The following is a 19,937-nucleotide window of genomic DNA, read 5'->3' as shown; positions in this document are numbered from 1 at the left end:
GCGCCGCCGATGACCAGTCGGCTCGTTCTGTACTGCGTCACCGGTTCGAAAAGTGTTACTGCCGTGCGTACGGGCCTCTGCTGAACCGTTTCGGCAGGGTGTTTCAGGCGCTGCTTTCAGGCGCTCCGGCGCTGGCCTTCGGCGCCCGTCAGTGCATGCGGAAGCCGAGCGGGCCGCTCGGGTTCAGCGTCGGCGAGGGGACGACGGCGCCGCCCTGGTCGGTGGTACCGCTCTGCGGGACGCCCGAGCGGGGCGCGTCCAGCAGGGTCGCGCAGAAGCGCGAGATCTTCGCGAGGCCGCCGGCGATCCGGACGAGGTCCTGCTTGCGGTCGGCGCCCAGCTTGTTCGCGGCGTGGTCGCGGCACAGGTCCTCGGGGCGGTCCTTGCCCTGTACGTCGCGGTCCTTGCCGTCCCCGCCGCCGCTCGCGCCGTGGCCGTTCTTGTCGGTGAAGGTGTTGCGGGTGCCGTCCGTGCCCCCCGCGCCGCCGCCTCCCGTGCCCGGCGTCGTCAGCCCGCCGGGCGGCTGCGGCAGGCTGGGGGCCGCGTCCATGGGCGTACGGGCCCGCCCGTCCGGCGGCAGCGTGAAGCCCGGGCCGGGCGAGGCGAAGCCGCCGCCCTCCGGGGTGGGCCGCAGCTGCGGTCCGGGGGTGGGGCCGGACGTCTCCCCGGCCGGGGACGGGTCGGAGTCGGCGCTGACCGAGACGGCCGGCGCGGGACCCGCGGTGAGGTGCACGGCCCGGTCCAGCAGGCCGGTGCCGGCGACGGCGGCGATCCCGCCGACCGCGACCCCGGCCAGTGCGGCCGCCAGGCCGAAGCGGGCGGGGGCGCCGTAGCGGCGCTGCGCGGGGATCCGTACGACGGGTATCGGGGCCAGGTCGACGAGGGGCTCCTCGGGCGCGCCGGAGCCGCCCGCGCCGTGCGCCGGGGCGGCGGACGCCGTCGCCGGGGGCGCCGCGGCCGGGGCCCGGTGCGCGTGCGCGGCGCGGAACGCGGCCAGCGCCGCGGCCTCGCCGGGCAGCTCCCCCCGGTCCGCGGTCTGCGGGACCAGGGCGTCGAGGGCGGCGCGCAGCCGGGCTGCCTCGGCCCGGGCGCGCGGGTCCTCGTCGGGTCCGACCGGGCCGGCGGCCCGTCCGCGCAGCAGCTCTTCCGCCGTGGCTCCGTCCAGCCACGCCTTGTGCTCGTCGGCCATCACATGTCCTTCTGCGTCCGCCAACGTGAATGCGTCACACCGGTTTGTTCGACGAGGTCCTTGGCCCGTGCCCGCTGCGCCGGTACGGCGTCGAGGTCCCGGTCCCGCGCCGGGTCTCCGGCATTATGGCCGACCCGCCCGCGCGCCTCCGGCTCCCCCGCCGGGCCGGACTCGGCGCCGAGCAGCTCGGCGAGCTTCTTCAGCCCCCGGTGCGCCGCCGTGCGGACCGCGCCGGGCCGCTTGCCCAGGGTCTCGGCCGCGCTCTTCGCGTCGAGGCCGACGACCACCCGCAGCACGACGGCCTCGGCCTGGTCCTGCGGGAGCTGGGCTATGAGCGCCATGGTGCGGCCCGTGGACAGGGCCTCCATGGCCTCGCCGTAGGTGTCGGAGTCCGCGGCCCGGCCGGTCAGCTCGGTCTCGTCCCCGCCGACGGCGGGCCGGCGGCCGCGCATGCGGATGTGGTCCAGGGCCCGGTTGCGGGCGATCCGGGCCGCCCAGCCGCGGAAGCGGTCGGCGTCCCCGGTGAAGGAGGCGAGGTCGCGGGCTATCTGCAGCCATGCCTCGGAGGTCACGTCCTCCGCGTCGCCGTCGCCGACGAGCGTGCGTACGTATCCGAGCAGGCGCGGGTGCACGGCGCGGTACACAGTCCGGAACGCGCTTTCGTCGCCGTCCTGTGCCGCGAGCACCGCGGCGGTCAGCTCCGCGTCGTCCCCCAGCAAAGTCCCCAACCCGTTCGACGTCCTGTACGTGTGGCGCAAATCCGCACGTTACGGCTTTCACGCACCTCTCGTCCACGCGTTGTACAACCAGCGACCAAGCCTGCGCGGAGCGAGGTGTGACAGAAAACGCACTGCTGACGCTGACACAGATACGGGCTTGTCGCACGAGCCCGTGACGGACGGCGACCGGGGCCTCTCCTGTGGGGGGTGGCGGCCTCGGTCGCCCTCCCCTCTCTTCGGCCGGTTCAATCCGGTCCGGGTGTCATCCTTTCGGCTCACTTCCGGGTGAAATCCCCTTATGTGTACGACACCCCCTCTCCGGGATCGCTAGCGTGGCGGTACACCCCCGCCGCGCCCCGAGGAGAACTCCGCTGTCCAGCCCCCTTCCGGCACAGGTCCGCGGCCCGGTCTCCACCCCGGCCGCCGGGCTGGCGCGGTTCAACTCGCTGCCGCCCGAGCACGCCCGGACCGCCCTGCTGCACTGCTGCGGCAGCGGCCGCTGGGCCCAGCGGGTGGCCGACCACCGCCCCTACCCGGACACCGCCTCCCTGCTGGCGGCGGCCGACGAGGCCGCGTACGACATGTCCCAGGGCGACCTCACCGAGGCGCTCGCCCGGGAGTCCTCGGCCGAGCTGGGCCACGGGGCCCCCTACGCCGCGCTGGTCGCGCTGGACGCGGCCCGGGCGGAGTACGAGCGCACCTTCGGGCACGCCTTCGTGGTCTGCCTGGACGGGCACCCGCCGGAGGAGCAGATAAGCCAGCTGCTGGCCGCGATCCGCCGGAGGATGGGTCACGAGATCGACGAGGAGCGCTCGATCGCGGCCGACGAGCTGCGGCTGGTCGCCCGCTCCCGGCTGCTGTGCCTGCTCGGCCGGCTGGCGGGTTCTCCTCGTGAGAACCCCGGCGACGGTCGGCCATCGGCCGATTTCGGGCTATTTGCCCCTGTGGGATAGGCCGTCCGTGCCTGTTTGATCACACCAGTGGACCCCGCGCGAGGGAACCGACGAAGCGTCGCTACGATGTCCGGGGCCGGTGGACCGTACCCGGCCGGGCCCGACCGACAAAGAAGCCGGCTGGCCCCCGCCCCGCTTCCGGAGGGTTTTCCGTGCCGGCTGGAACGTTGTACCGCGGCCGGGAAGGAATGTGGTCCTGGGTGGCTCATCGAGTCACCGGCGTCCTCATTTTCTTCTTCCTGTTCGTACACGTCCTCGACACCGCACTCGTCCGCGTCTCCCCTGAGGCGTACGACGATGTCGTGGCTACCTACAAGACTCCGATCGTCGCGCTGCTGGAGTACGGCCTCGTCGCCGCAATCCTGTTCCACGCGCTCAACGGTCTCCGTGTCATCGCCGTGGACTTCTGGTCCAAGGGCCCCCGCTACCAGAAGCAGATGCTCTGGAGCGTCGTGGGTGTCTGGATCGTGCTGATGGTCGGGGCCCTCTACCCCGTCCTCGGCCACGCCTACCGCGTTCTGTTCGGGGAGTGACACGCATGTCTTCTGACACTTCTTCCGCCCAGGCGATCGGCGACGTCGAGGGCGTGTCCCTCTACGACGCCGACAACCCGGCGCCCTACATCGAGGCCCCGCGCAAGCGGACCGGCAAGACCCCGCGCTCGACCCGCGGCAACTTCGAGATGGCCGCGTGGCTCTTCATGCGCCTCTCGGGCATCGTGCTGGTCGTCCTGGTCATCGGCCACCTGCTGATCCAGCTCGTGCTGGACGGCGGCGTCTCGAAGATCGGCTTCGCCTTCGTGGCCGGCCGCTGGGCTTCCCCGTTCTGGCAGGTCTGGGACCTGCTGATGCTGTGGCTGGCCATGCTGCACGGCGCGAACGGTCTGCGTACCGTCATCAACGACTACGCGGAGCGCGCCAACACGCGGCTGTGGCTGAAGGGCCTGCTCTACACCGCCACGGTGTTCACCATCCTTCTGGGCACGCTGGTGATCTTCACCTTCGACCCGAACATCCGCTAGGCAACGGGGCTGAGGCGAAATCCAATGAAGATCCACAAGTACGACACCGTCATCGTCGGCGCCGGTGGCGCGGGCATGCGCGCCGCCATCGAGGCGACGAAGCGCAGCCGCACCGCCGTGCTGACGAAGCTCTACCCCACCCGCTCCCACACGGGCGCCGCGCAGGGCGGCATGGCCGCCGCGCTGGCCAACGTGGAGGACGACAACTGGGAGTGGCACACCTTCGACACGGTCAAGGGCGGTGACTACCTGGTCGACCAGGACGCCGCCGAGATCCTGGCGAAGGAGGCCATCGACGCGGTCCTCGACCTCGAGAAGATGGGCCTGCCGTTCAACCGCACCCCGGACGGCACCATCGACCAGCGCCGCTTCGGCGGTCACTCCCGCAACCACGGCGAGGCGCCGGTCCGCCGGTCCTGCTACGCCGCGGACCGCACCGGCCACATGATCCTCCAGACGCTGTACCAGAACTGCGTCAAGGAGGGCGTGGAGTTCTTCAACGAGTTCTACGTCCTGGACCAGCTCCTGGTCGAGGTCGACGGTGTGAAGAAGTCCGCGGGTGTGGTCGCGTACGAGCTCGCCACCGGCGAGATCCACGTCTTCCAGGCCAAGGCGGTCATCTACGCCTCCGGCGGCACCGGCAAGTTCTTCAAGGTGACCTCCAACGCGCACACCCTGACGGGTGACGGCCAGGCGGCCTGCTACCGCCGCGGCCTGCCGCTGGAGGACATGGAGTTCTTCCAGTTCCACCCGACGGGCATCTGGCGCATGGGCATCCTGCTGACGGAGGGCGCCCGCGGTGAGGGCGGCATCCTCCGCAACAAGGACGGCGAGCGCTTCATGGAGAAGTACGCGCCGGTCATGAAGGACCTCGCGTCCCGTGACGTCGTCTCGCGCTCCATCTACACCGAGATCCGCGAGGGCCGCGGCTGCGGTCCGGCCGGTGACCACGTGTACCTGGACCTGACGCACCTCCCGCCGGAGCAGCTCGACGCGAAGCTCCCGGACATCACGGAGTTCGCGCGCACCTACCTCGGTATCGAGCCGTACACGGACCCGATCCCGATCCAGCCCACCGCGCACTACGCCATGGGCGGCATCCCGACCAACGTCGAGGGTGAGGTCCTGGCGGACAACACCACCGTCGTCCCCGGCCTGTACGCGGCCGGCGAGGTCGCGTGCGTGTCGGTGCACGGCGCCAACCGCCTGGGCACCAACTCGCTGCTCGACATCAACGTCTTCGGCAAGCGCTCCGGCATCGCCGCGGCCGAGTACGCCGCCGAGAACGACTACGTCGAGCTGCCGGAGAACCCGGCGCAGCAGGTCGCCGACCTGGTCGAGCACCTGCGCAACTCCACGGGCACCGAGCGGGTCGCCGACCTGCGCCTGGAGCTCCAGGAGACGATGGACGCGTGCGTGATGGTGTTCCGTACGGAGCAGACCATCAAGACCGCGGTCGAGAAGATCGCGGAGCTGCGCGAGCGCTACAAGAACGTGTCCGTCCAGGACAAGGGCAAGCGCTTCAACACGGACCTGCTGGAGGCCATCGAGCTGGGCAACCTGCTCGACCTGGCCGAGGTCATGGCCGTGTCCGCCCTCGCGCGCAAGGAGTCCCGCGGCGGTCACTACCGCGAGGACTACCCGAACCGCGACGACGTCAACTTCATGCGCCACACCATGGCGTACCGCGAGGTCGGCGCCGACGGCAAGGACTCCGTCCGCCTGGACTACAAGCCCGTCGTCGTCACCCGCTACCAGCCGATGGAGCGTAAGTACTGATGGCCACCCCGACCCTGGACAAGATGGAGGCGGCGGCCGCCGCCTCGCCGTACATCACGGTCACCTTCCGGATCCGCCGCTACAACCCCGAGGTCTCGGCCGAGGCGGAGTGGCAGGACTTCCAGATCGAGATCGACCCGAAGGAGCGCGTGCTCGACGGTCTCCACAAGATCAAGTGGGACCTCGACGGCACGCTGACCTTCCGCCGCTCGTGCGCGCACGGCATCTGCGGCTCCGACGCGATGCGGATCAACGGCAAGAACAGGCTCGCCTGCAAGACGCTGATCAAGGACATCAACCCGGAGAAGCCCATCACGGTCGAGGCCATCAAGGGCCTCACGGTGATGAAGGACCTCGTGGTCGACATGGAGCCCTTCTTCCAGGCGTACCGGGACGTCATGCCGTTCCTGGTCACCAAGGGCAACGAGCCGACGCGCGAGCGCCTGCAGTCCGCCGAGGACCGCGAGCGCTTCGACGACACCACCAAGTGCATCCTGTGCGCCGCGTGCACGTCCTCGTGCCCGGTGTTCTGGAACGACGGCCAGTACTTCGGCCCGGCGGCGATCGTCAACGCCCACCGCTTCATCTTCGACTCGCGTGACGAGGCCGGCGAGCAGCGGCTGGAGATCCTCAACGACAAGGACGGCGTGTGGCGCTGCCGCACGACCTTCAACTGCACCGACGCGTGCCCCCGTGGCATCGAGGTCACGAAGGCGATCCAGGAAGTCAAGCGCGCCCTGATCACGCGCCGCTTCTGATCCCGTCCTCCTGACACCGCGAGGCCCCGTACCCGGAGACAGTCCGGGTACGGGGCCTCGCCCGTTCCCGGGCGGTCTCCTTGGGCTGTTCGCCGAACTGGCCGGCCCCTATTCTTGCGCTTTGTGACTGACTCCTTACACGAGCACGGCACGACGGGGGCGGGCGCGTTACGCCTGCGAGCACTGCTCAGCAGCGCGCTGGCAGAGGCAGGACGCCACGCGCCCGGCGAGGCAGGCCGCATCCTGGGCGAACTGCTCAATGCCGCGGAGGCCCTGCTCCGGCAGAACCGGGAGCAGTGGAGACTGGAAGACGTCTCCCACGACCCGGCAACCGGTACGGCGCAGCTGGCCAGGACCAAGCGGATGATCGACCGGTCGAACGCGATCCGCACGGCCCAGATCAACCGGATCGATCAGTTGGCCCACCAACTGCAGCCGGATCGGGCTCCGTCGGGCGATTCTCCCTCCCTCCATCTCTCCGAGACCGTCGGTGAGCTCACCGACCGGATCTGCATCCTGCTCCTTAAACAGGAGTACGCGGCTGACCGCGAGGCCCGTGACTTCGCCAGCCGAAAGTCCCGCCACCTCGCTCGCTCCCTGGAGTTGACCGTGACGGCGATGGTCCGGGGGCGTGCCGCGCTCCCACCGCGGGGAATCATGAAGTTCTACGGCCCCGCAGAGGAGCGGCCCGCATGAGCGAAGCCGAGAACGTACGCCGTGTACTGCTGGAGGCCGCAGACCGGTACCTGCGCAGCCCGGACCGGACCGCCGAGATCAAGGGCGTCCGGGACCTGGTGACCGAAACCGACCGGGCAATCGGCCGCTTCCTGGCCGACCGTCTCACCACCGTGCGCGGTGACGCGCCCGTGTACGCCGAAGACCTGCCGGTCGGCGCCCTCCACCGTGCCGCCTCGTCACCCATGCTCGCTGACGGCCCGCGGTGGCGCTGGCGGCTCGACCCCGTCGACGGCACCGTCAACTTCGCGAGGGGGCTTCCCTGGTACTCCGTGTGCGTGACCCTCGAACAGGAGGACCGCGCCGAACTCGCCGTCGTCCTTGATGCCGAACACGGTCGGCTGGTGACGGCGGTCGCCGGCGGGGGCGCAGTCCGTCACACCGTCACACCGGGCGGCTTCGCCGCGGATACCGGCCTCGCCGAACCGGTCCACACCGTTTCCCGGCCGGTCGACGCATCGCTGGTCTCGGTCATGCTGACCCCGAAGATGAGCAAGGGAGCCCGCGCCGCCACCCTGCGCCTGATCGACCACCTGCTGGACCACACCCAGGGCGTGCGGATCGTCGTCAGTCAGGCACTGGAGGCCGTGATGCTGGCGCAGGGCCAACTGGACGCCGTCGTCAGTCTGGAGAGCAGTGGCGGCTGGACCCGTTCGGCCGCCATGCTGTTCGCGTGCGAGGCGGGCGGCCGAGTGACGGAGCTCCACGACATCAGCGGCGGTCGGACCGGCTTCCTGCTGTCGGCCGGGGAGGAGTTCACCCGCTGGCTCGGCGAGTGGTGCGTCAGCCACGGAATCACGCCCGTGGCCCGAGTGGAGGGATGAACATGAGCGAGTACGCCGTGGCCGTGGACTTCGGCAAGACGCGTCTGCGTGTGGCCTTGGCCGACGGGCAGGGAAGGACCTCCCACGTACAGGAGGTGGACTCCAGAGACTTCACTTCGTCCGCGGACATCACCGAGGCCGTCGTGAAGGGAGTCGAACACCTGCGGTCCGGGTTTGAGGAGCCGAGCCCGATCATTGGGATCGGGGTCGGTTCGACCGGATCGGTGGACCCGGCAACGGGCACGGTCCTCAGCAGCGGCAGTCTTCCCTACCTACGGGACTACGACATGGCAGCGCAGTTGTCCGACCGGCTGGGGCTGCCTGTCAGCGTGGTCAACGACGTGAGTGCTCAGGGCCTCGGCGAAGCCGTATACGGCGGCCACGGCGAGGAGGACCGCGTCGCGTTCGTCAACTTCGGTACCGGTGTGGGTGTCGCCCTGGTCCAAGGGCGACGGCTGGACCTCGGGGCGCACGGATCCCTCGGACTGATCTCGGCACTTCCGCTGCCGCCCGACGGCCGTACCGTCAACCAGCGGGCGGGTGGCAAGAGCCTCGCTCCCTTCGTCGGCGAGGACCGTGTGGAAGGCCCGGAGTGCGACGCGGCCTGTCAGGACGCGGTGGAAGCGGCTGCGCTGGTGATCGGCTTCGTCGCTGGCCTGTGTGATCCACACTCCGTGGCGGTCGGTGGCGGCGTGTGGCTGCACAACGCGTGGTTCCGGGAGGGCGTCAAGGCCCGGCTGCACGAGGTGCTCAGCGGACAGACGACGGGGCTGTCCGTTCCGCATGTGGTGACCGCCCGGCTCGGTGACCGCGCCGGGCTGGTGGGGGCCGGTCACCTGGGTCTGGCCGCCGGGAAGTCCCCGGCATTCGGCGCGCGCGCCGTCACGGTGCGTCCGTGACGGGTCTCGTGCGGGAAATCGTCGTCCACGACGTGTGCCTCGACGATGCAGTGGTGCTCGGCGGCACGGGCTGCGCGGCCGAGGTGGACGTCGCGTGCACCCGGGACGGGGTCGCCGTGGTCCTGCCGTGCGCGGCGCACCTCGCCAAGGAGACAGCCTTGCGGACCGTCGCCGACACCCCGGCCAAGGCCCTGGATCCGGCCGTGTTCCCGCCCGTCGAGGCGGCTCTGGCCGCGTTCGGGGCGCTCGGCCTGCCCGTCGTCCTGGACCTGAAGGCGGGGCCCGGCGAGGAAGCGCGCGCTGCGACCGCCGTCCTCGCGCAGGTGCCTCGGCCTGGGAACACACGGGTCATCGGCTTCAACCACCGCGTGGTGCGGCTGGTCTCGGCCCAGTGGGGAATGGCCGCGTGCGGGGTCCTGTTCGCCGGTTTGCCGATGGACGTCGCGGCCATGGCCACGGAGGCAGGATCCGGCTGGGTGGTCATGCAGAGCCGCTTCCTGGAGCCGGGATTGTGCGCGGAACTGCGCTCCCGGGGCATTCGGACGATGACCTTCTCAGCGTCCACACAGAAGCGGTGGGAGGAAGCGCTGGCCTCGGGTGCCGACAGTGTCATGGCCGAACCGGATATCGCGATCGCCGCCGCAGGCGGCACATCGACCACAGGGGGAAGGGTTGAGCCAGGGAGTCCCGCAGAGCCGTCAGCCGAACGCGCCGACGCGTCCGGGTGCCACCGTCCGCAGTGGCGCTGAGCTGGAGCTCATCGGCGCCGCGCTGATAGCCGAGTACGAGGTGCTGCGCGAGGAGATAGGTCGCTATCAGGACCACCAGAAGCAGATCATGAACTTCGCCTTCATGGTGTCGGCGGCGATGGCCGCTCTGGCTCAGCCTCTGTTCAACGACTCCGGTCCGAAGGCGGAGAACATCCGCTCGGTACTGCTGTACTTCCCTCCGCTGTTCGCGATGCTCGCCGGTCTGTACTCGGACCGCACCATCCGCATCCTGCGACTGGCCGGCTACATCAACAACCATCTGCGCCGCAAGCTCGCCTCGCTGGTGTCCATGCATGTGTGGCAGTGGGAGGTCTACAAGGGCAGCCGGGCCCGTGGTGGCCATCCCTTCGCCTACACGCTGGACAAGGTCCGTTGGCTCGTGTTCGTCCTGCCGGGCGTAGGGTCGGCCGGTCTCTACTTCTGGCTGGGGGGCAACCTGGCCGGCTGGCGTTCGCGGTTCGGTCTCGCGGTCTCGGTCCTCGGGGTCGCCGCAGCGGTCCTGATCATGTTCCTGGCCGAGGAGACCAAGGGCGTGGGCACGCTCGACGAACCCGATCTCGACGCCCTCGACCACACCCTGGTGCGTACGCCTCCCCCTGAGGAGTAACGGAGCCTCGCCGCCGTCACTCGCCCGGGCGCTTCGGCGTGCCGTCCGTGGGGGGTGGGGCTAGGGTCCCGAGGGGGAGGCGGACTGTTCCGTTCCGCAGGGAGGTCCCGTGCGACGTCGTTCCGTGAAGCCCGCTCCGTTGTTGCTCACCATCGCCCTCGGCGCCTCGTTGCTGGCCGGGTGCGGGACTCCCGCCGCCGTGGGGGAGGAGGCGGGGTGTCCCGCCGGGCAGGTGTCCCGGGGCGGTACCTGTCTGCCGGGGGACGCCGCCGCCTTCGCCGGGCGGCAGGTGCGGGAGTCGCTGGCCAAGTACCGGCTCACCGCCTCCATGGCCGAGGTGTGGAGCGGCGGCGAGCGGGTCGCCTCCGTCGCGGCCGGGGAGTCGATGACCGGGGTCCCCGCCACCCCCGACATGCGGTTCCGCAACGGCGCCGTCGCGATCCCGTACCTGACGACCTCGCTGCTCAAGCTGGTCGACGAGGGCAAGGTGTCGCTCGACGACAGCGTCTCCCGCTGGCGCCCCGACCTGCCGCACGCGGACGCGATCACGCTGCGGATGCTGGCCTCCACCACCTCCGGCTACGCCGACTACGTCCGGGACCCGAAGTTCATCGCCGCCCTGTACCAGAACCCGTTCCGGCAGTGGACTCCGCAGGAGCTCGTCCGGATGTCCGTGGACAAGCCGCTGGTGCGCGAGCCCGGCTCGGGCTTCGCGTACTCGCACGCCAACTGGCAGATCCTGGGTGACGTCATCGCCCGGGTACGGGACAGGCCGCTGGCCGAGGTGATGCGCGAGGAGATCATCCGGCCGCTGGGGCTGACCGGGACCGCCAACCCGACCACCGCCGAGATCCCCGCGCCGGTGCTGCACGCCTTCGACAACGAGCGCAAGGTGTTCGAGGACTCCACCTACTGGGACCCGTCGTGGACGATCGCGCCGGGTGCGGTGATGACGTCCACGATGGCGGACATGGCGAAGTCCTTCGCGGCGATCGGCGAGGGGAAGCTGCTGAGCCCGCGTTCCCACAAGGCGCAGCTCACGCCGGTCTCGACGGTGGAGCCGGGTACCTCGTACGCCCTGGGGCTGGTGGTGCAGGGCGACTGGATCGTGCAGAACCCCTCCTTCGCCGGGTACGCCGCGACCGTGGCCTATCTGCCGGCGAAGAAGCTCGCGATCGCGACGGTGGCCACCCAGGGCCGGGGCAGCACGGTCCAGAACGCGAGCACGGACGTCCTGGTCGCCCTCGCCAACCGGCTCGCCCCGGACCACCCGCTGACGCTCCGCCGGCCGGGCTGACCGTGGCCCTGCCGTCCGGGTGCGGTATGGACCAAGTCCGAAGCGGAGCCCGGGGAACCGGCCTGTGACGAGCGCGGCCCGGGTGCCCGATAAGGTCGGACACCGTGACAGATCAGAAGGCTCCCAAGAGCGAGCAGACCCGCACGCTCATTCTCGAAACCGCGCTCCGGCTGTTCCAGGAACGCGGCTTCGACAAGACGACCATGCGGGCCATCGCCAAGGAGGCGGGGGTCTCGGTCGGCAACGCCTACTACTACTTCGAGTCGAAGGAGCACCTGGTCCAGGGGTTCTACGACCGGATCGGCGCCGCCCACCAGGCGGCGGTCCGGCCGATCCTGGACCAGGAGGCCGATCTCCAGAAGCGGCTCGCCGGAGTGCTGACGAGCTGGCTCGACATCGCGGCGCCGTACCACGAGTTCGCCTCCCAGTTCTTCAAGAACGCGGCGGACCCACAGAGTCCGCTGAGCCCCTTCTCCCCCGAGTCGGAGCCGGCGCGCCAGGCGGCCATCGGCATCCACCGCGAGGTGCTCGCCGGGGCGAAGACCAAGGTGCCGGACGAACTGGCCGACGTGCTGCCCGAGTTGATGTGGCTGTCGCAGATGGGGCTGGTCCTGTACTGGGTCTTCGACCGTTCGCCGGAGAGCGAGAAGACCCGACGGCTCGCCGAGCGCGGCGCGCAGCTGACCACGCGGGGCATCGTCCTGGCCCGGTTCCGGGTGCTGCGGCCGCTGGTGCGCGAGGTGCACGAGCTGTTCGCGGACTTCCTGCCGGGCATGGCCCAGACGGCGGTGTCACGGGGCGGCAGGCGGGCGTCCGACCCGAGGCCCGAGGAGGGCTGAGCTCAGGACCCGAGGACGAGGAGGGTGGCGACCGCCGGGCCCACCGCGCCGCCGAGCTGGTAGCAGAGGGTGAACAGGCCGATGGCGCCGGGGCGGTGGGCCTCGTCGGGGGCGGCGGCCACGGCGTGGGTCGACAGGACCCCGTTGGCCGCGGTGGCGGTGAACACGCCCACCCCGGTCGCGGCCACCAGCAGCGCACCCGAGGAGGCGAGGACGCCGGTGAGCGCGGCGGCGGTCCCGGCCGCGACGAGCACCGTACGGACGGCCGCGCGGCCCATCCGCGCCGAGGCGGCGGCGAGCAGCCAGGACAGGGCGGAGCCGGTGAGCAGCGCGAGCAGCTGCCAGGCCCCGGCGGTGCCGGCGTCCCATCCGGCACGGTCGGCGAGCAGCCGGGGCACCGAGAAGAGCAGGGTGAAGTAGGAGGCCGACGCGGCCAGCGCGAGCAGCGCCGAGACGACGAACACGGGCCGGCGCAGCAGTGCGACGGGCACGAACCCGTCGGGCCGGCGGCGGACGTGCAGGGCGAGCAGGACGGCGGCGGCGAGGGCGGCGCCCAGGGCGGCCAGGGGCTGGGTCGGCAGCAGTACGAGGGCGGTGGCGAGCCCGGTCAGCAGGGCGGCGCCCCGGGCGTCGAAGCGGCCGGCGGGGGCGGGGACCCCGGCTCCGGCGCGGCGCAGGACGACGGGCACCGCCAGCAGGGAGACCGCCTGGACGGCGAGCGCGACCCGCCAGGAGGCGGCGTCGGCGAGGGTCCGGCCGAGCAGGGGTCCGGCCGCGCCGAGCATGCCGAAGCCCGCGCTGATGACGCCCATCCGGCGGGCGGACCCGGCCAGGCTCATGGCCGCGGCCACCAGTCCGGCGCCGCCGGCGGCCTGGGCGCAGCGGCCCAGGAGGGTGAGCGGGAGCCAGGGGGAGGCGGCGACGAGGAGGGTTCCGGCCAGGACGAGGCCGGTGGCCAGCCGGAGGACGGCGCCCAGGCCTCGGCGGCGCAGGATCGCGGCGATCAGCGGGGTGCCGACGGCCATGGCCCAGCCGAAGGCGGTGAGCAGCCAGGCGGCGGTGGCGTTCGGGACCCCGAGGGAGCGGGCCATGTCGGGGAGGATCAGCACCGGCGCGTTGGCGCCGGCGGCGATGGGCGTGGCCAGCAGGGCCAGCCAGAGCACCGGGACGGGGCCCGGTGCGGCGGCGCCCGTGACGCCCCTGTCGCTGCCGCTCCTGGTGGTGGCGACCGTCATGGATGACCCACTCCCCTTCACATCTCAACCTTGACAATCTCAACGTTGAGATAAAAACAGCCAGACTCCCTCAACGTCAAGTGTCTTAACGTTGAGGTATTCTCGGGGCATGGAAGAGCCCCGGGAAGATCAGGCCGAAGGCCAGGACATGGTGGCCACCGTCGTCGGCCAGTGGGAGAGGGAGCGCCCCGATCTCACCGAGGCGCTGTGGCCCGTCGAGGTCCTGGCCCGGATCCAGCGCATGAACCGGACCATCGACAAGTACCTCAAGGCGTTCACCACCGAACACGGCCTTGAGGTCGGCGAGTTCGACGTCCTGCTCAGCCTGCGCCGGTCAGGGCCGCCCTACGCGCTGACCGCCGGGGCGCTGCTGCCCGGGGCGATGGTGACCTCGGGCGCCATCACCAACCGGATCGACCGCCTGGAGGCCAAGGGCCTGGTCGAGCGGGTCCGTGACGAGGCCGACCGCCGGTCGGTGCGCATCCGGCTGACGGAGGAGGGCCACGCGCTGGCCGACTCGGTCATGGAGGACCACCTGGACCACTACGCGCGCCTGCTGGCCCCGCTGGACCGCGCGCAGTGCGAGACGCTGGCCGGCGCCCTGCGCACGCTGCTGCTGGCCCACGGGGACACCCTCGGGCCGGCTACAGCCAGTTGAGCTCCCACAGGCGCCACACGCCCGTCCCGTCGGAGAGGTACTGCAGGCCGGTGACGGACTCGCGGGAGAGGACGTAGTCCTTCTTCTGCCAGATCGGCAGCAGCGGGATCTGCTGGGAGACCACCCGCTGGAGCTCGCGGAAGTCGTTGGAGGCCTCGCCCCGGTCCTGGAAGGACTGGGTGCGGGCGATGAGGTCCTCGGCGGCCTTGTCGGAGAAGCCGTTGTTCATGCTGGAGTCCTTGCCGACCAGCGGGGCGAGGAAGTTGTCCGCGTCCGGGAAGTCGGCGATCCAGCCGAGCGTGTAGGCGTCGAACTGACCCGCCGCGTAGGCCTTCTGGAAGTCCTCCCACGCGTCGACCGGCTTGATCTGGAGCTGGAAGAGGCCCGTCGACTCCAGCTGCCGCTTGATCTCCTCGGCCTCGGCCAGGTTCGCCCCGCGGACGTTGACCCCGAGGGTGAGGGACACCGGAGTGGCGACGCCCGCGTCCGTGAGCAGCTTGCGGGCAGTCGCGCCGCTGGGCGAGGGGTAGGTGTCGAAGAAGGGCGTGCTGTGCCCGGCGATCCCGGCCGGGACGAGGGAGTAGAGCGGGGTGACCGTGCCCTTGTAGACGTCGGCGGCGATCTTCGACCGGTCCAGTGAGGCGGCCATGGCCTGGCGGACGGCCGGCTTCTGGACGGCGGAGCCGGGGCGGACGTTGAAGACGATGTGCCGGGCCTCGGTACCGCCCGAGGTCTGGTAGCGGGTGTCCTTCAGCCCCGGGTTCAGGGCCGCGAGCACCGCCGGGGGCATGTCGCGGTGCGCCACCTCAATCTGGTGGTCCTTCCAGGCCTGGTCCAGCTGGGCCGAGTCCTTGAAGTAGCGGACCGTGACCGCGGACCGGGCGGGCTTGGCCTGCCCCTTGTACGCCGGGTTGGGCTTGAGTTCGGCGCTCGTACGGGGCTTGTAGCCGGTCAGGGTGAACGGGCCCGAGCCGTCGGCCTTGCCGTCCTCGCGCAGCGCCTTGGCCGGGTACCGCTCCTTGTCCACGATGGAGGCGGCGCCCGTCGCGATCTTGAACGGGAAGGTGGCGTCGGGGGCGGAGAGGTTGAAGGTGACGCTGAGGCCCTCGGCCTTGACCGACGCCAGGGTGTTGAAGAGCGGGGCCGGACCCTGGTCGGAGTTGATCTGCTTGATCCGGTCGAAGGAGAACTTCACGTCCTCGGCGGTGACCTGGCGGCCGCCGGTGAAGGTCAGGTCGGAGCGCAGCTCGCACCGGTAGGTGGTCAGCTTCTGCCCGACGAACGCGCAGGAGGAGGCCGCGTCCGGGACGGGGGTGTCGGAGCCCGGCTTGATGGTCAGCAGCGACTGGTAGACGTTGCTGTACAGGGCCCAGGAGCCGGCGTCGTACGCCCCGGCCGGGTCCAGGGCGGAGACGTGGTCGGTGGTGCCGACCCGGATCGCGCCGTGGCCCGACTCGCCCAGGGGCAGCAGCTGCCACGCGGCCACCCCGCCCGCCGCGGCGAGGACCAGCCCTGCCGCGATGACCTTCGTGCGGACAGACCCCATCGCCATCCCCCAGCCCCCGAATCCCCGTCATGCGAACAGCCCATCCGGCTATCGGACGACCGCCGGTCAGCCAATCACGGAAATTCAGCCACGGGAAGGGGCGATTTGTCCCGGTGGTAGAACGTCAGGTGTGGTATGAGGCGAGTTCGACGACCGTGATGTCTGACGGAGCGCCGACCCGGACCGGCGGCCCCCAGGCGCCGGCGCCCCTGGAGACGTAGAGCTGGGTGTCCCCGTACCGCTCCAGGCCCGCGACGGTCGGGTTGGCGAGCTCGGCGAGGTAGTTGCCGGGCCAGAGCTGGCCGCCGTGGGTGTGGCCGGAGAGCTGGAGGTCGACGCCGTGGCGGACGGCCTCGTCGATCACGACGGGCTGGTGGGCGAGGAGGACGGAGGCGCGGGAGCGGTCGCGGTCACCGAGCGCGGCCTGGAAGTCGGGGCCCTCGCCCTCCTTCTCCCCCTGGACGTCGTTGACCCCGGCGAGGTCGAAGTGGGGCAGCTCGCGGCGGGCGTTCTCCAGGGGGGTCAGGCCGAGTTCACGGACGTGGTCGACCCACTGCCGGGCGCCGGAGAAGTACTCGTGGTTGCCGGTGACGAAGAAGGCGCCGTGGCGGGAGCGCAGGCCGCGCAGGGGTTCGGCGGCGGGGCCGAGGTCGTGGACGTCGCCGTCGACGAGGTCGCCGACCACGGCGATGAGGTCCGGCTGGGTGCGGTTGACGGTGTCGACGATGCGCCGGGTGTGCGCGCGGCCCAGGATCGGGCCGAGGTGGACGTCGCTGACGACGGCGATCCGGAACCCGTGCGCGGCGCGGGGCAGCCGGGCGAGGGGCACCTGCACCCGCTTGACGCGCGGGCCGCGCAGCACCCCGTACGTCCCGTTCCCGACGGTCAGCGCGGCGGCGGCGACGGCGGCCCCGCCGACGGTCCGGGCGACGAACACCCGGCGGCTGACCTCACGGCGGGCCGGCGTACCCTCCGTCGGCCCGGTCGGCTCCGTCGTGATCGGCCCGGCTGGCTCCGTCGTGATCGGCCCGGCTGGCTCCGTCGTGATCGGCCCGGCTGGCTCCGTGGTGGTCGACGCGGCCGGAACCGCGGGGGCGCCCGCGCCGGGCACCGCCGCGGGGGCGGTGGCGGGGGTGGGGGCCGGCTCGGGCCCGGCGGCGGGCCGCGCCGAGCGGCGGAGCCACAGGCGGCGGACGGGTTCGCCCACCAGCATCGCCAGCGTCAGGTACAGCAGGACCGCCAGCCACATGAAGCCCGGCCAGGCCACCAGCCGCTGGAACCAGAACGGGGCGCCCGCGCGGCCGGCCGTCAGGGCCGCCAGGGAGAGCAGCGGCAGCGCGAAGGCGAGGACCGTCCCGGCCCGCCGCGCGGCCCCGCCCGCCCGGGTGGTGTCACGGACCAGCCGCACCCACAGCCACCGATGGACCAGCCCCAGCAGCGCCAGGACCGCGACCACCGCCACAATCACCACAAACACGGTCATCGTGATGCGCGCCGCAGTACGCGCAGGCTGCGCAACCCGAGCACTCCGACGGCCGTCCCCAGGAGGAAGGACGTCACCGCGAGGAGGAGGTGGACCCAGAAGTAGGCCGTGGGCCGACCGTCGTCGAAAGCCAGACCGCTGGCGTCATTGAAGAGGTTCTTTACGAACGTGGACCAGATCACCCAGGACCAAGCTCCGAACGCTGCGAGGAACCAGGACGCGGTGCGGCTGAGTTTCATGTCCCCAGTATCGGATTCGTCCCCAGGACGGACGCGGCGGGGTGGGCCGTACCGGGGGTGGTTCGCCCCGGTTGGCCGGTCCGCGACGCCGGGCAGGACATCGGGATGTACGTTCACCTGCGTGTCTGCCAAGAAGACCGCCCTGACGGTCCTTTCCGCCGCGCTGCTGGTTCCGGCGATCCTCGTCCAGGCCTCCACCGCGCCCGCGCGCGCGGCGACGGCACCGCCCCCTCCGGCGGACGGGAAGGGACAGCCGCGGCAGGCCCCGGCGGCACCCGCGCCGCCCCCGTCGATGTCCACGGTCGGCGGTGCCCGGCTCGGCCAGCCCGGCACCCAGGTGAACCTCCTGCCCGGGGCGCCCGCGCTGCCCGCGAACCTCACCGGCCGGTCCTGGATCGTGGCGGACGCCGAGACCGGCGAGGTCCTCGCGGCGCACAACGCCCACTGGCGGCTGCCCCCGGCGTCCACCCTGAAGATGCTCTTCGCCGACACCGTGCTGCCCGCCCTCCCCAAGGACCAGGTGCACCACGTCACCGGCCAGGACATGGACGGCGTCGGCCCCGGCAGCAGCCTGGTCGGGGTCAAGGAGGACCACGACTACTCCGTCCACGACCTGTGGCTCGGGGTGTTCCTGCGCTCCGGGAACGACGCGGTGCACGTGCTTTCGGCCATGAACGGCGGCGTCGAGAAGACCGTCAAGGACATGCAGGCGCACGCCGAGGAACTCCAGGCCCTGGACACGCACGTGGTCTCGCCCGACGGGTACGACGCCCCCGAGCAGGTGTCGAGCGCCTACGACCTCACCCTCATCGCCCGCTCCGGACTCCAGAAGCAGGACTTCCGCGAGTACTGCGGCACCGCCCAGGCGAAGTTCCCGGGCCTTCAGGAGGCGGGCAAGCCGCGCGAGTTCTTCGAGATCCAGAACACCAACCGGCTGATGACGGGCGCCGGCGGCATCACCCCGTACAAGGGCATCGCCGGGGTGAAGAACGGCAACACCACCATGGCCGGCTCCACCTTCACCGGCGCGGCCCAGCGCGGGGACAAGAAGCTGCTGGTCACGGTGATGAACCCGGAGCACGGCGGGCTCAACGCGGTCTACCAGGAGACCGCCGACCTCTTCGACTGGGGCTTCGCGGCGGCCGGGAAGGTCAAGCCGGTCGGTGAGCTGGTGCCCCCGAAGAGCGCGGACACCAGGCCCTTCGGCTCCCCGGCGAAGTCCCACGAGAACACCCCGGTGGCGGACGGCCCGCCCGCCGCGGGCGGCGGTCTCGGCACCGCGCTCGGCGTCGCGGGCGGGGCGCTGGCCGTGGTGGCGGGCGGGGCCTACGCGGTCAACCGCCGCTGGCCGCGCGGCCGCCGGGGGCAGGGTTCGTAGGGGGCGTCCCGGGCGTCTCCTCCCCCTCCTCGTCGTCCCGGGTCGCGGTCCAGGCGGCGCAGAACAGGAGCAGCTTCGCCGTGAAGCTGATCCACAGCAGCAGGGCGATCGGCACGCCGAAGGCCCCGTACATGCTCTTGGCGGCGACCCCGCGCATATAGCCGCTGAGCAGCAGCTTCAGGAGTTCGAAGCCGGCGGCGCCGATCAGCGCGGCCTGGAGCAGGCGGGCGCGCGGCGGCTCGACCCCGGGCAGCAGGGTCAGCAGGTAGAGCAGGAGCAGGAAGGCCGCCAGGACTCCGACGAGGAAGGCGCCGGCCCGCAGCAGGGCGCCGCCCGCGCCGTCCCTGGGGATGCCGATGAGCTCGGCCAGCTTGCCGACGGCGGTGGAGCCGATGATCGACGCGGCGGCCGAGGCGAGGGCGGCGCCCCCGAGGCCGAGCAGCACGAGGGCGTCCTTGCCCTTGCGGACCACGGGGTTGCCCTGGTCCTCGTCGTCCTTCTCCCAGACGGCGCGCAGGCAGTCGCGCATCGAGCCGATCCAGCCGATTCCGGTGAAGAGGAGGAGCGCGCCGGCGACGAGGCCGACCGTGCCGGCGTTGGCGACGAGGCCGGGCAGGTCGAGCTGGTCGGAGATGCCGGGGACCTGCTCGCCGAGGCTCTTCTGGAGCCGGTCCAGCTGGTCCTGGCTGAGCAGGGCCGCGCCGACGGCGGCGGCGACGGTGATCAGCGGGAAGAGCGCGAGGAAGCTGATGAAGGTGATCGCGGCGGCCAGCCGGGACCAGTGGACCCGGTCCAGGCGCTCGTACGAACGCCACGCGTGCGTGCGCATGGCGGCCGACACGAGCGGTCCGATCACCGGGAGTTTCTTCAGCCAGTCCATGGGGGCCACCGTAAATGAGCTGCCGGAAATAGTCGGGATTGCCGCTTTCGGGCACTACGGTCGTCGATTGTGACTTTTCGCCCCGCGCCTCGTCCCGCGCCCCGACCGTTCCACGCCCTGGTCCTTCG

At 71.5% G+C, this 19,937-nt stretch carries 21 protein-coding genes; 14 read left to right on the top strand and 7 right to left on the bottom strand.

Going from position 1 to position 19,937, the window contains the following annotated elements:
• Positions 1-148: 148 nt before the first annotated feature.
• Both ABT403_RS07840 and ABT403_RS07835 read right to left on the bottom strand, forming a co-directional pair.
• Positions 149-1,189 carry a hypothetical protein gene (locus tag ABT403_RS07840; RefSeq protein WP_344163844.1) on the bottom strand — a complete coding sequence of 347 codons (1,041 nt, stop codon included), beginning with the start codon at positions 1,187-1,189 and terminating at the stop codon, positions 149-151.
• A complete protein-coding gene (locus ABT403_RS07835; RefSeq protein ID WP_344165791.1) occupies positions 1,189-1,908 on the bottom strand; it encodes an RNA polymerase sigma factor in 720 nt (239 codons plus the stop codon). Before ABT403_RS07835 ends, ABT403_RS07840 begins: the two co-directional genes overlap by 1 nt.
• 332 nt (positions 1,909-2,240) lie before the next feature.
• Here ABT403_RS07835 and ABT403_RS07830 point away from each other — a divergent pair, with 332 nt between their 5' ends.
• The 12 genes from ABT403_RS07830 to ABT403_RS07775 all read left to right on the top strand — a co-directional run bounded on the left by ABT403_RS07830 (position 2,241) and on the right by ABT403_RS07775 (position 12,390).
• The gene (locus ABT403_RS07830) at positions 2,241-2,861 is read left to right on the top strand and encodes a 2-oxo-4-hydroxy-4-carboxy-5-ureidoimidazoline decarboxylase (RefSeq protein ID WP_344163842.1); all 621 of its coding nucleotides are present in this window, start codon (positions 2,241-2,243) and stop codon (positions 2,859-2,861) included.
• 152 nt (positions 2,862-3,013) lie between these two features.
• The gene (gene sdhC / locus ABT403_RS07825; protein ID WP_344163839.1) at positions 3,014-3,394 is read left to right on the top strand and encodes a succinate dehydrogenase, cytochrome b556 subunit; all 381 of its coding nucleotides are present in this window, start codon (positions 3,014-3,016) and stop codon (positions 3,392-3,394) included.
• Between the two features lie 5 nt (positions 3,395-3,399).
• A complete protein-coding gene (locus tag ABT403_RS07820; RefSeq protein ID WP_344163835.1) occupies positions 3,400-3,882 on the top strand; it encodes a succinate dehydrogenase hydrophobic membrane anchor subunit in 483 nt (160 codons plus the stop codon).
• Positions 3,883-3,906: 24 nt separating this feature from the next.
• Positions 3,907-5,661 (top strand): succinate dehydrogenase flavoprotein subunit, encoded by a 1,755-nt coding sequence (sdhA, locus tag ABT403_RS07815; protein ID WP_344163832.1) that lies wholly within the window; start codon positions 3,907-3,909, stop codon positions 5,659-5,661.
• Positions 5,661-6,419 carry a succinate dehydrogenase iron-sulfur subunit gene (locus ABT403_RS07810; RefSeq protein WP_007266035.1) on the top strand — a complete coding sequence of 253 codons (759 nt, stop codon included), beginning with the start codon at positions 5,661-5,663 and terminating at the stop codon, positions 6,417-6,419. The genes sdhA and ABT403_RS07810 overlap by 1 nt, the downstream gene beginning before the upstream one ends.
• Positions 6,420-6,542: 123 nt before the next feature.
• On the top strand, positions 6,543-7,115 hold the full coding sequence (locus ABT403_RS07805) for a DUF4254 domain-containing protein (protein ID WP_344163826.1): 573 nt from the start codon (positions 6,543-6,545) through the stop codon (positions 7,113-7,115).
• Positions 7,112-7,978: an inositol monophosphatase family protein gene (locus ABT403_RS07800; protein ID WP_344163823.1), complete on the top strand. Its 867-nt coding sequence runs from the start codon at positions 7,112-7,114 to the stop codon at positions 7,976-7,978. Before ABT403_RS07805 ends, ABT403_RS07800 begins: the two co-directional genes overlap by 4 nt.
• Before the next feature lie 2 nt (positions 7,979-7,980).
• Positions 7,981-8,877, top strand: coding sequence for an ROK family protein (locus ABT403_RS07795; protein ID WP_344163820.1), 897 nt, complete (start codon positions 7,981-7,983; stop codon positions 8,875-8,877).
• Entirely contained in the window at positions 8,874-9,626 is a 753-nt protein-coding gene (locus ABT403_RS07790; protein WP_344163818.1) for a glycerophosphodiester phosphodiesterase, read from the top strand. Before ABT403_RS07795 ends, ABT403_RS07790 begins: the two co-directional genes overlap by 4 nt.
• Positions 9,550-10,254: a hypothetical protein gene (locus tag ABT403_RS07785; RefSeq protein ID WP_344163815.1), complete on the top strand. Its 705-nt coding sequence runs from the start codon at positions 9,550-9,552 to the stop codon at positions 10,252-10,254. Before ABT403_RS07790 ends, ABT403_RS07785 begins: the two co-directional genes overlap by 77 nt.
• A gap of 109 nt (positions 10,255-10,363) precedes the next feature.
• The gene (locus tag ABT403_RS07780) at positions 10,364-11,551 is read left to right on the top strand and encodes a serine hydrolase domain-containing protein (RefSeq protein ID WP_344163812.1); all 1,188 of its coding nucleotides are present in this window, start codon (positions 10,364-10,366) and stop codon (positions 11,549-11,551) included.
• A gap of 104 nt (positions 11,552-11,655) precedes the next feature.
• Entirely contained in the window at positions 11,656-12,390 is a 735-nt protein-coding gene (locus tag ABT403_RS07775; protein ID WP_344163809.1) for a TetR/AcrR family transcriptional regulator, read from the top strand.
• A 2-nt stretch (positions 12,391-12,392) separates the two neighbouring features.
• Here the strand turns inward: ABT403_RS07775 and ABT403_RS07770 are convergent, their stop codons facing one another.
• Positions 12,393-13,625, bottom strand: coding sequence for an MFS transporter (locus tag ABT403_RS07770; protein WP_344163806.1), 1,233 nt, complete (start codon positions 13,623-13,625; stop codon positions 12,393-12,395).
• Positions 13,626-13,734: 109 nt separating this feature from the next.
• Between ABT403_RS07770 and ABT403_RS07765 the strand changes: the two genes are divergently transcribed.
• Complete coding sequence (locus ABT403_RS07765) at positions 13,735-14,283, top strand: MarR family winged helix-turn-helix transcriptional regulator (protein ID WP_344163803.1); 549 nt, start codon at positions 13,735-13,737, stop codon at positions 14,281-14,283.
• Here ABT403_RS07765 and ABT403_RS07760 read toward each other — a convergent pair.
• The 3 genes from ABT403_RS07760 to ABT403_RS07750 form a co-directional block, all read right to left on the bottom strand.
• On the bottom strand, positions 14,270-15,829 hold the full coding sequence (locus tag ABT403_RS07760; protein ID WP_344163800.1) for an ABC transporter substrate-binding protein: 1,560 nt from the start codon (positions 15,827-15,829) through the stop codon (positions 14,270-14,272). The two genes, ABT403_RS07765 and ABT403_RS07760, sit on opposite strands and share 14 nt — an antisense overlap.
• A gap of 124 nt (positions 15,830-15,953) precedes the next feature.
• A complete protein-coding gene (locus ABT403_RS07755; RefSeq protein WP_344163797.1) occupies positions 15,954-17,312 on the bottom strand; it encodes a metallophosphoesterase in 1,359 nt (452 codons plus the stop codon).
• A complete protein-coding gene (locus ABT403_RS07750) occupies positions 17,309-17,551 on the bottom strand; it encodes an SCO4848 family membrane protein (protein ID WP_344163794.1) in 243 nt (80 codons plus the stop codon). The genes ABT403_RS07755 and ABT403_RS07750 overlap by 4 nt, the downstream gene beginning before the upstream one ends.
• Before the next feature lie 121 nt (positions 17,552-17,672).
• Here ABT403_RS07750 and ABT403_RS07745 point away from each other — a divergent pair, with 121 nt between their 5' ends.
• Positions 17,673-18,929 (top strand): D-alanyl-D-alanine carboxypeptidase family protein, encoded by a 1,257-nt coding sequence (locus ABT403_RS07745; protein WP_344163791.1) that lies wholly within the window; start codon positions 17,673-17,675, stop codon positions 18,927-18,929.
• Here the strand turns inward: ABT403_RS07745 and ABT403_RS07740 are convergent.
• Positions 18,886-19,809 carry a YihY/virulence factor BrkB family protein gene (locus tag ABT403_RS07740; protein WP_344163788.1) on the bottom strand — a complete coding sequence of 308 codons (924 nt, stop codon included), beginning with the start codon at positions 19,807-19,809 and terminating at the stop codon, positions 18,886-18,888. The two genes, ABT403_RS07745 and ABT403_RS07740, sit on opposite strands and share 44 nt — an antisense overlap.
• Positions 19,810-19,937: the final 128 nt, after the last annotated feature.

It is taken from the genome of Streptomyces sp. NPDC000075 (assembly GCF_040301925.1).
Lineage (GTDB): Bacteria > Actinomycetota > Actinomycetes > Streptomycetales > Streptomycetaceae > Streptomyces > Streptomyces polychromogenes.
The sequence above is the reverse complement of the archived record's forward strand: the minus strand, read 5'-3'. Positions and strand labels throughout refer to the sequence as shown.

What these genes read in the sequence shown, in the direction of transcription:
- ABT403_RS07840 (WP_344163844.1), bottom strand. Translation starts at nt 1,189, where the DNA reads ATGGCCGACGAGCACAAGGCGTGGCTGGACGGAGCCACGGCGGAAGAG.
- ABT403_RS07820 (WP_344163835.1), top strand. Translation starts at nt 3,400, where the DNA reads ATGTCTTCTGACACTTCTTCCGCCCAGGCGATCGGCGACGTCGAGGGC.
- ABT403_RS07740 (WP_344163788.1), bottom strand. Translation starts at nt 19,809, where the DNA reads ATGGACTGGCTGAAGAAACTCCCGGTGATCGGACCGCTCGTGTCGGCC.
- ABT403_RS07765 (WP_344163803.1), top strand. Translation starts at nt 13,735, where the DNA reads ATGGAAGAGCCCCGGGAAGATCAGGCCGAAGGCCAGGACATGGTGGCC.
- ABT403_RS07800 (WP_344163823.1), top strand. Translation starts at nt 7,112, where the DNA reads ATGAGCGAAGCCGAGAACGTACGCCGTGTACTGCTGGAGGCCGCAGAC.
- ABT403_RS07770 (WP_344163806.1), bottom strand. Translation starts at nt 13,625, where the DNA reads ATGACGGTCGCCACCACCAGGAGCGGCAGCGACAGGGGCGTCACGGGC.
- ABT403_RS07795 (WP_344163820.1), top strand. Translation starts at nt 7,981, where the DNA reads ATGAGCGAGTACGCCGTGGCCGTGGACTTCGGCAAGACGCGTCTGCGT.
- ABT403_RS07750 (WP_344163794.1), bottom strand. Translation starts at nt 17,551, where the DNA reads ATGAAACTCAGCCGCACCGCGTCCTGGTTCCTCGCAGCGTTCGGAGCT.
- ABT403_RS07760 (WP_344163800.1), bottom strand. Translation starts at nt 15,829, where the DNA reads ATGGGGTCTGTCCGCACGAAGGTCATCGCGGCAGGGCTGGTCCTCGCC.
- sdhA (WP_344163832.1), top strand. Translation starts at nt 3,907, where the DNA reads ATGAAGATCCACAAGTACGACACCGTCATCGTCGGCGCCGGTGGCGCG.
- ABT403_RS07755 (WP_344163797.1), bottom strand. Translation starts at nt 17,312, where the DNA reads ATGACCGTGTTTGTGGTGATTGTGGCGGTGGTCGCGGTCCTGGCGCTG.
- ABT403_RS07810 (WP_007266035.1), top strand. Translation starts at nt 5,661, where the DNA reads ATGGCCACCCCGACCCTGGACAAGATGGAGGCGGCGGCCGCCGCCTCG.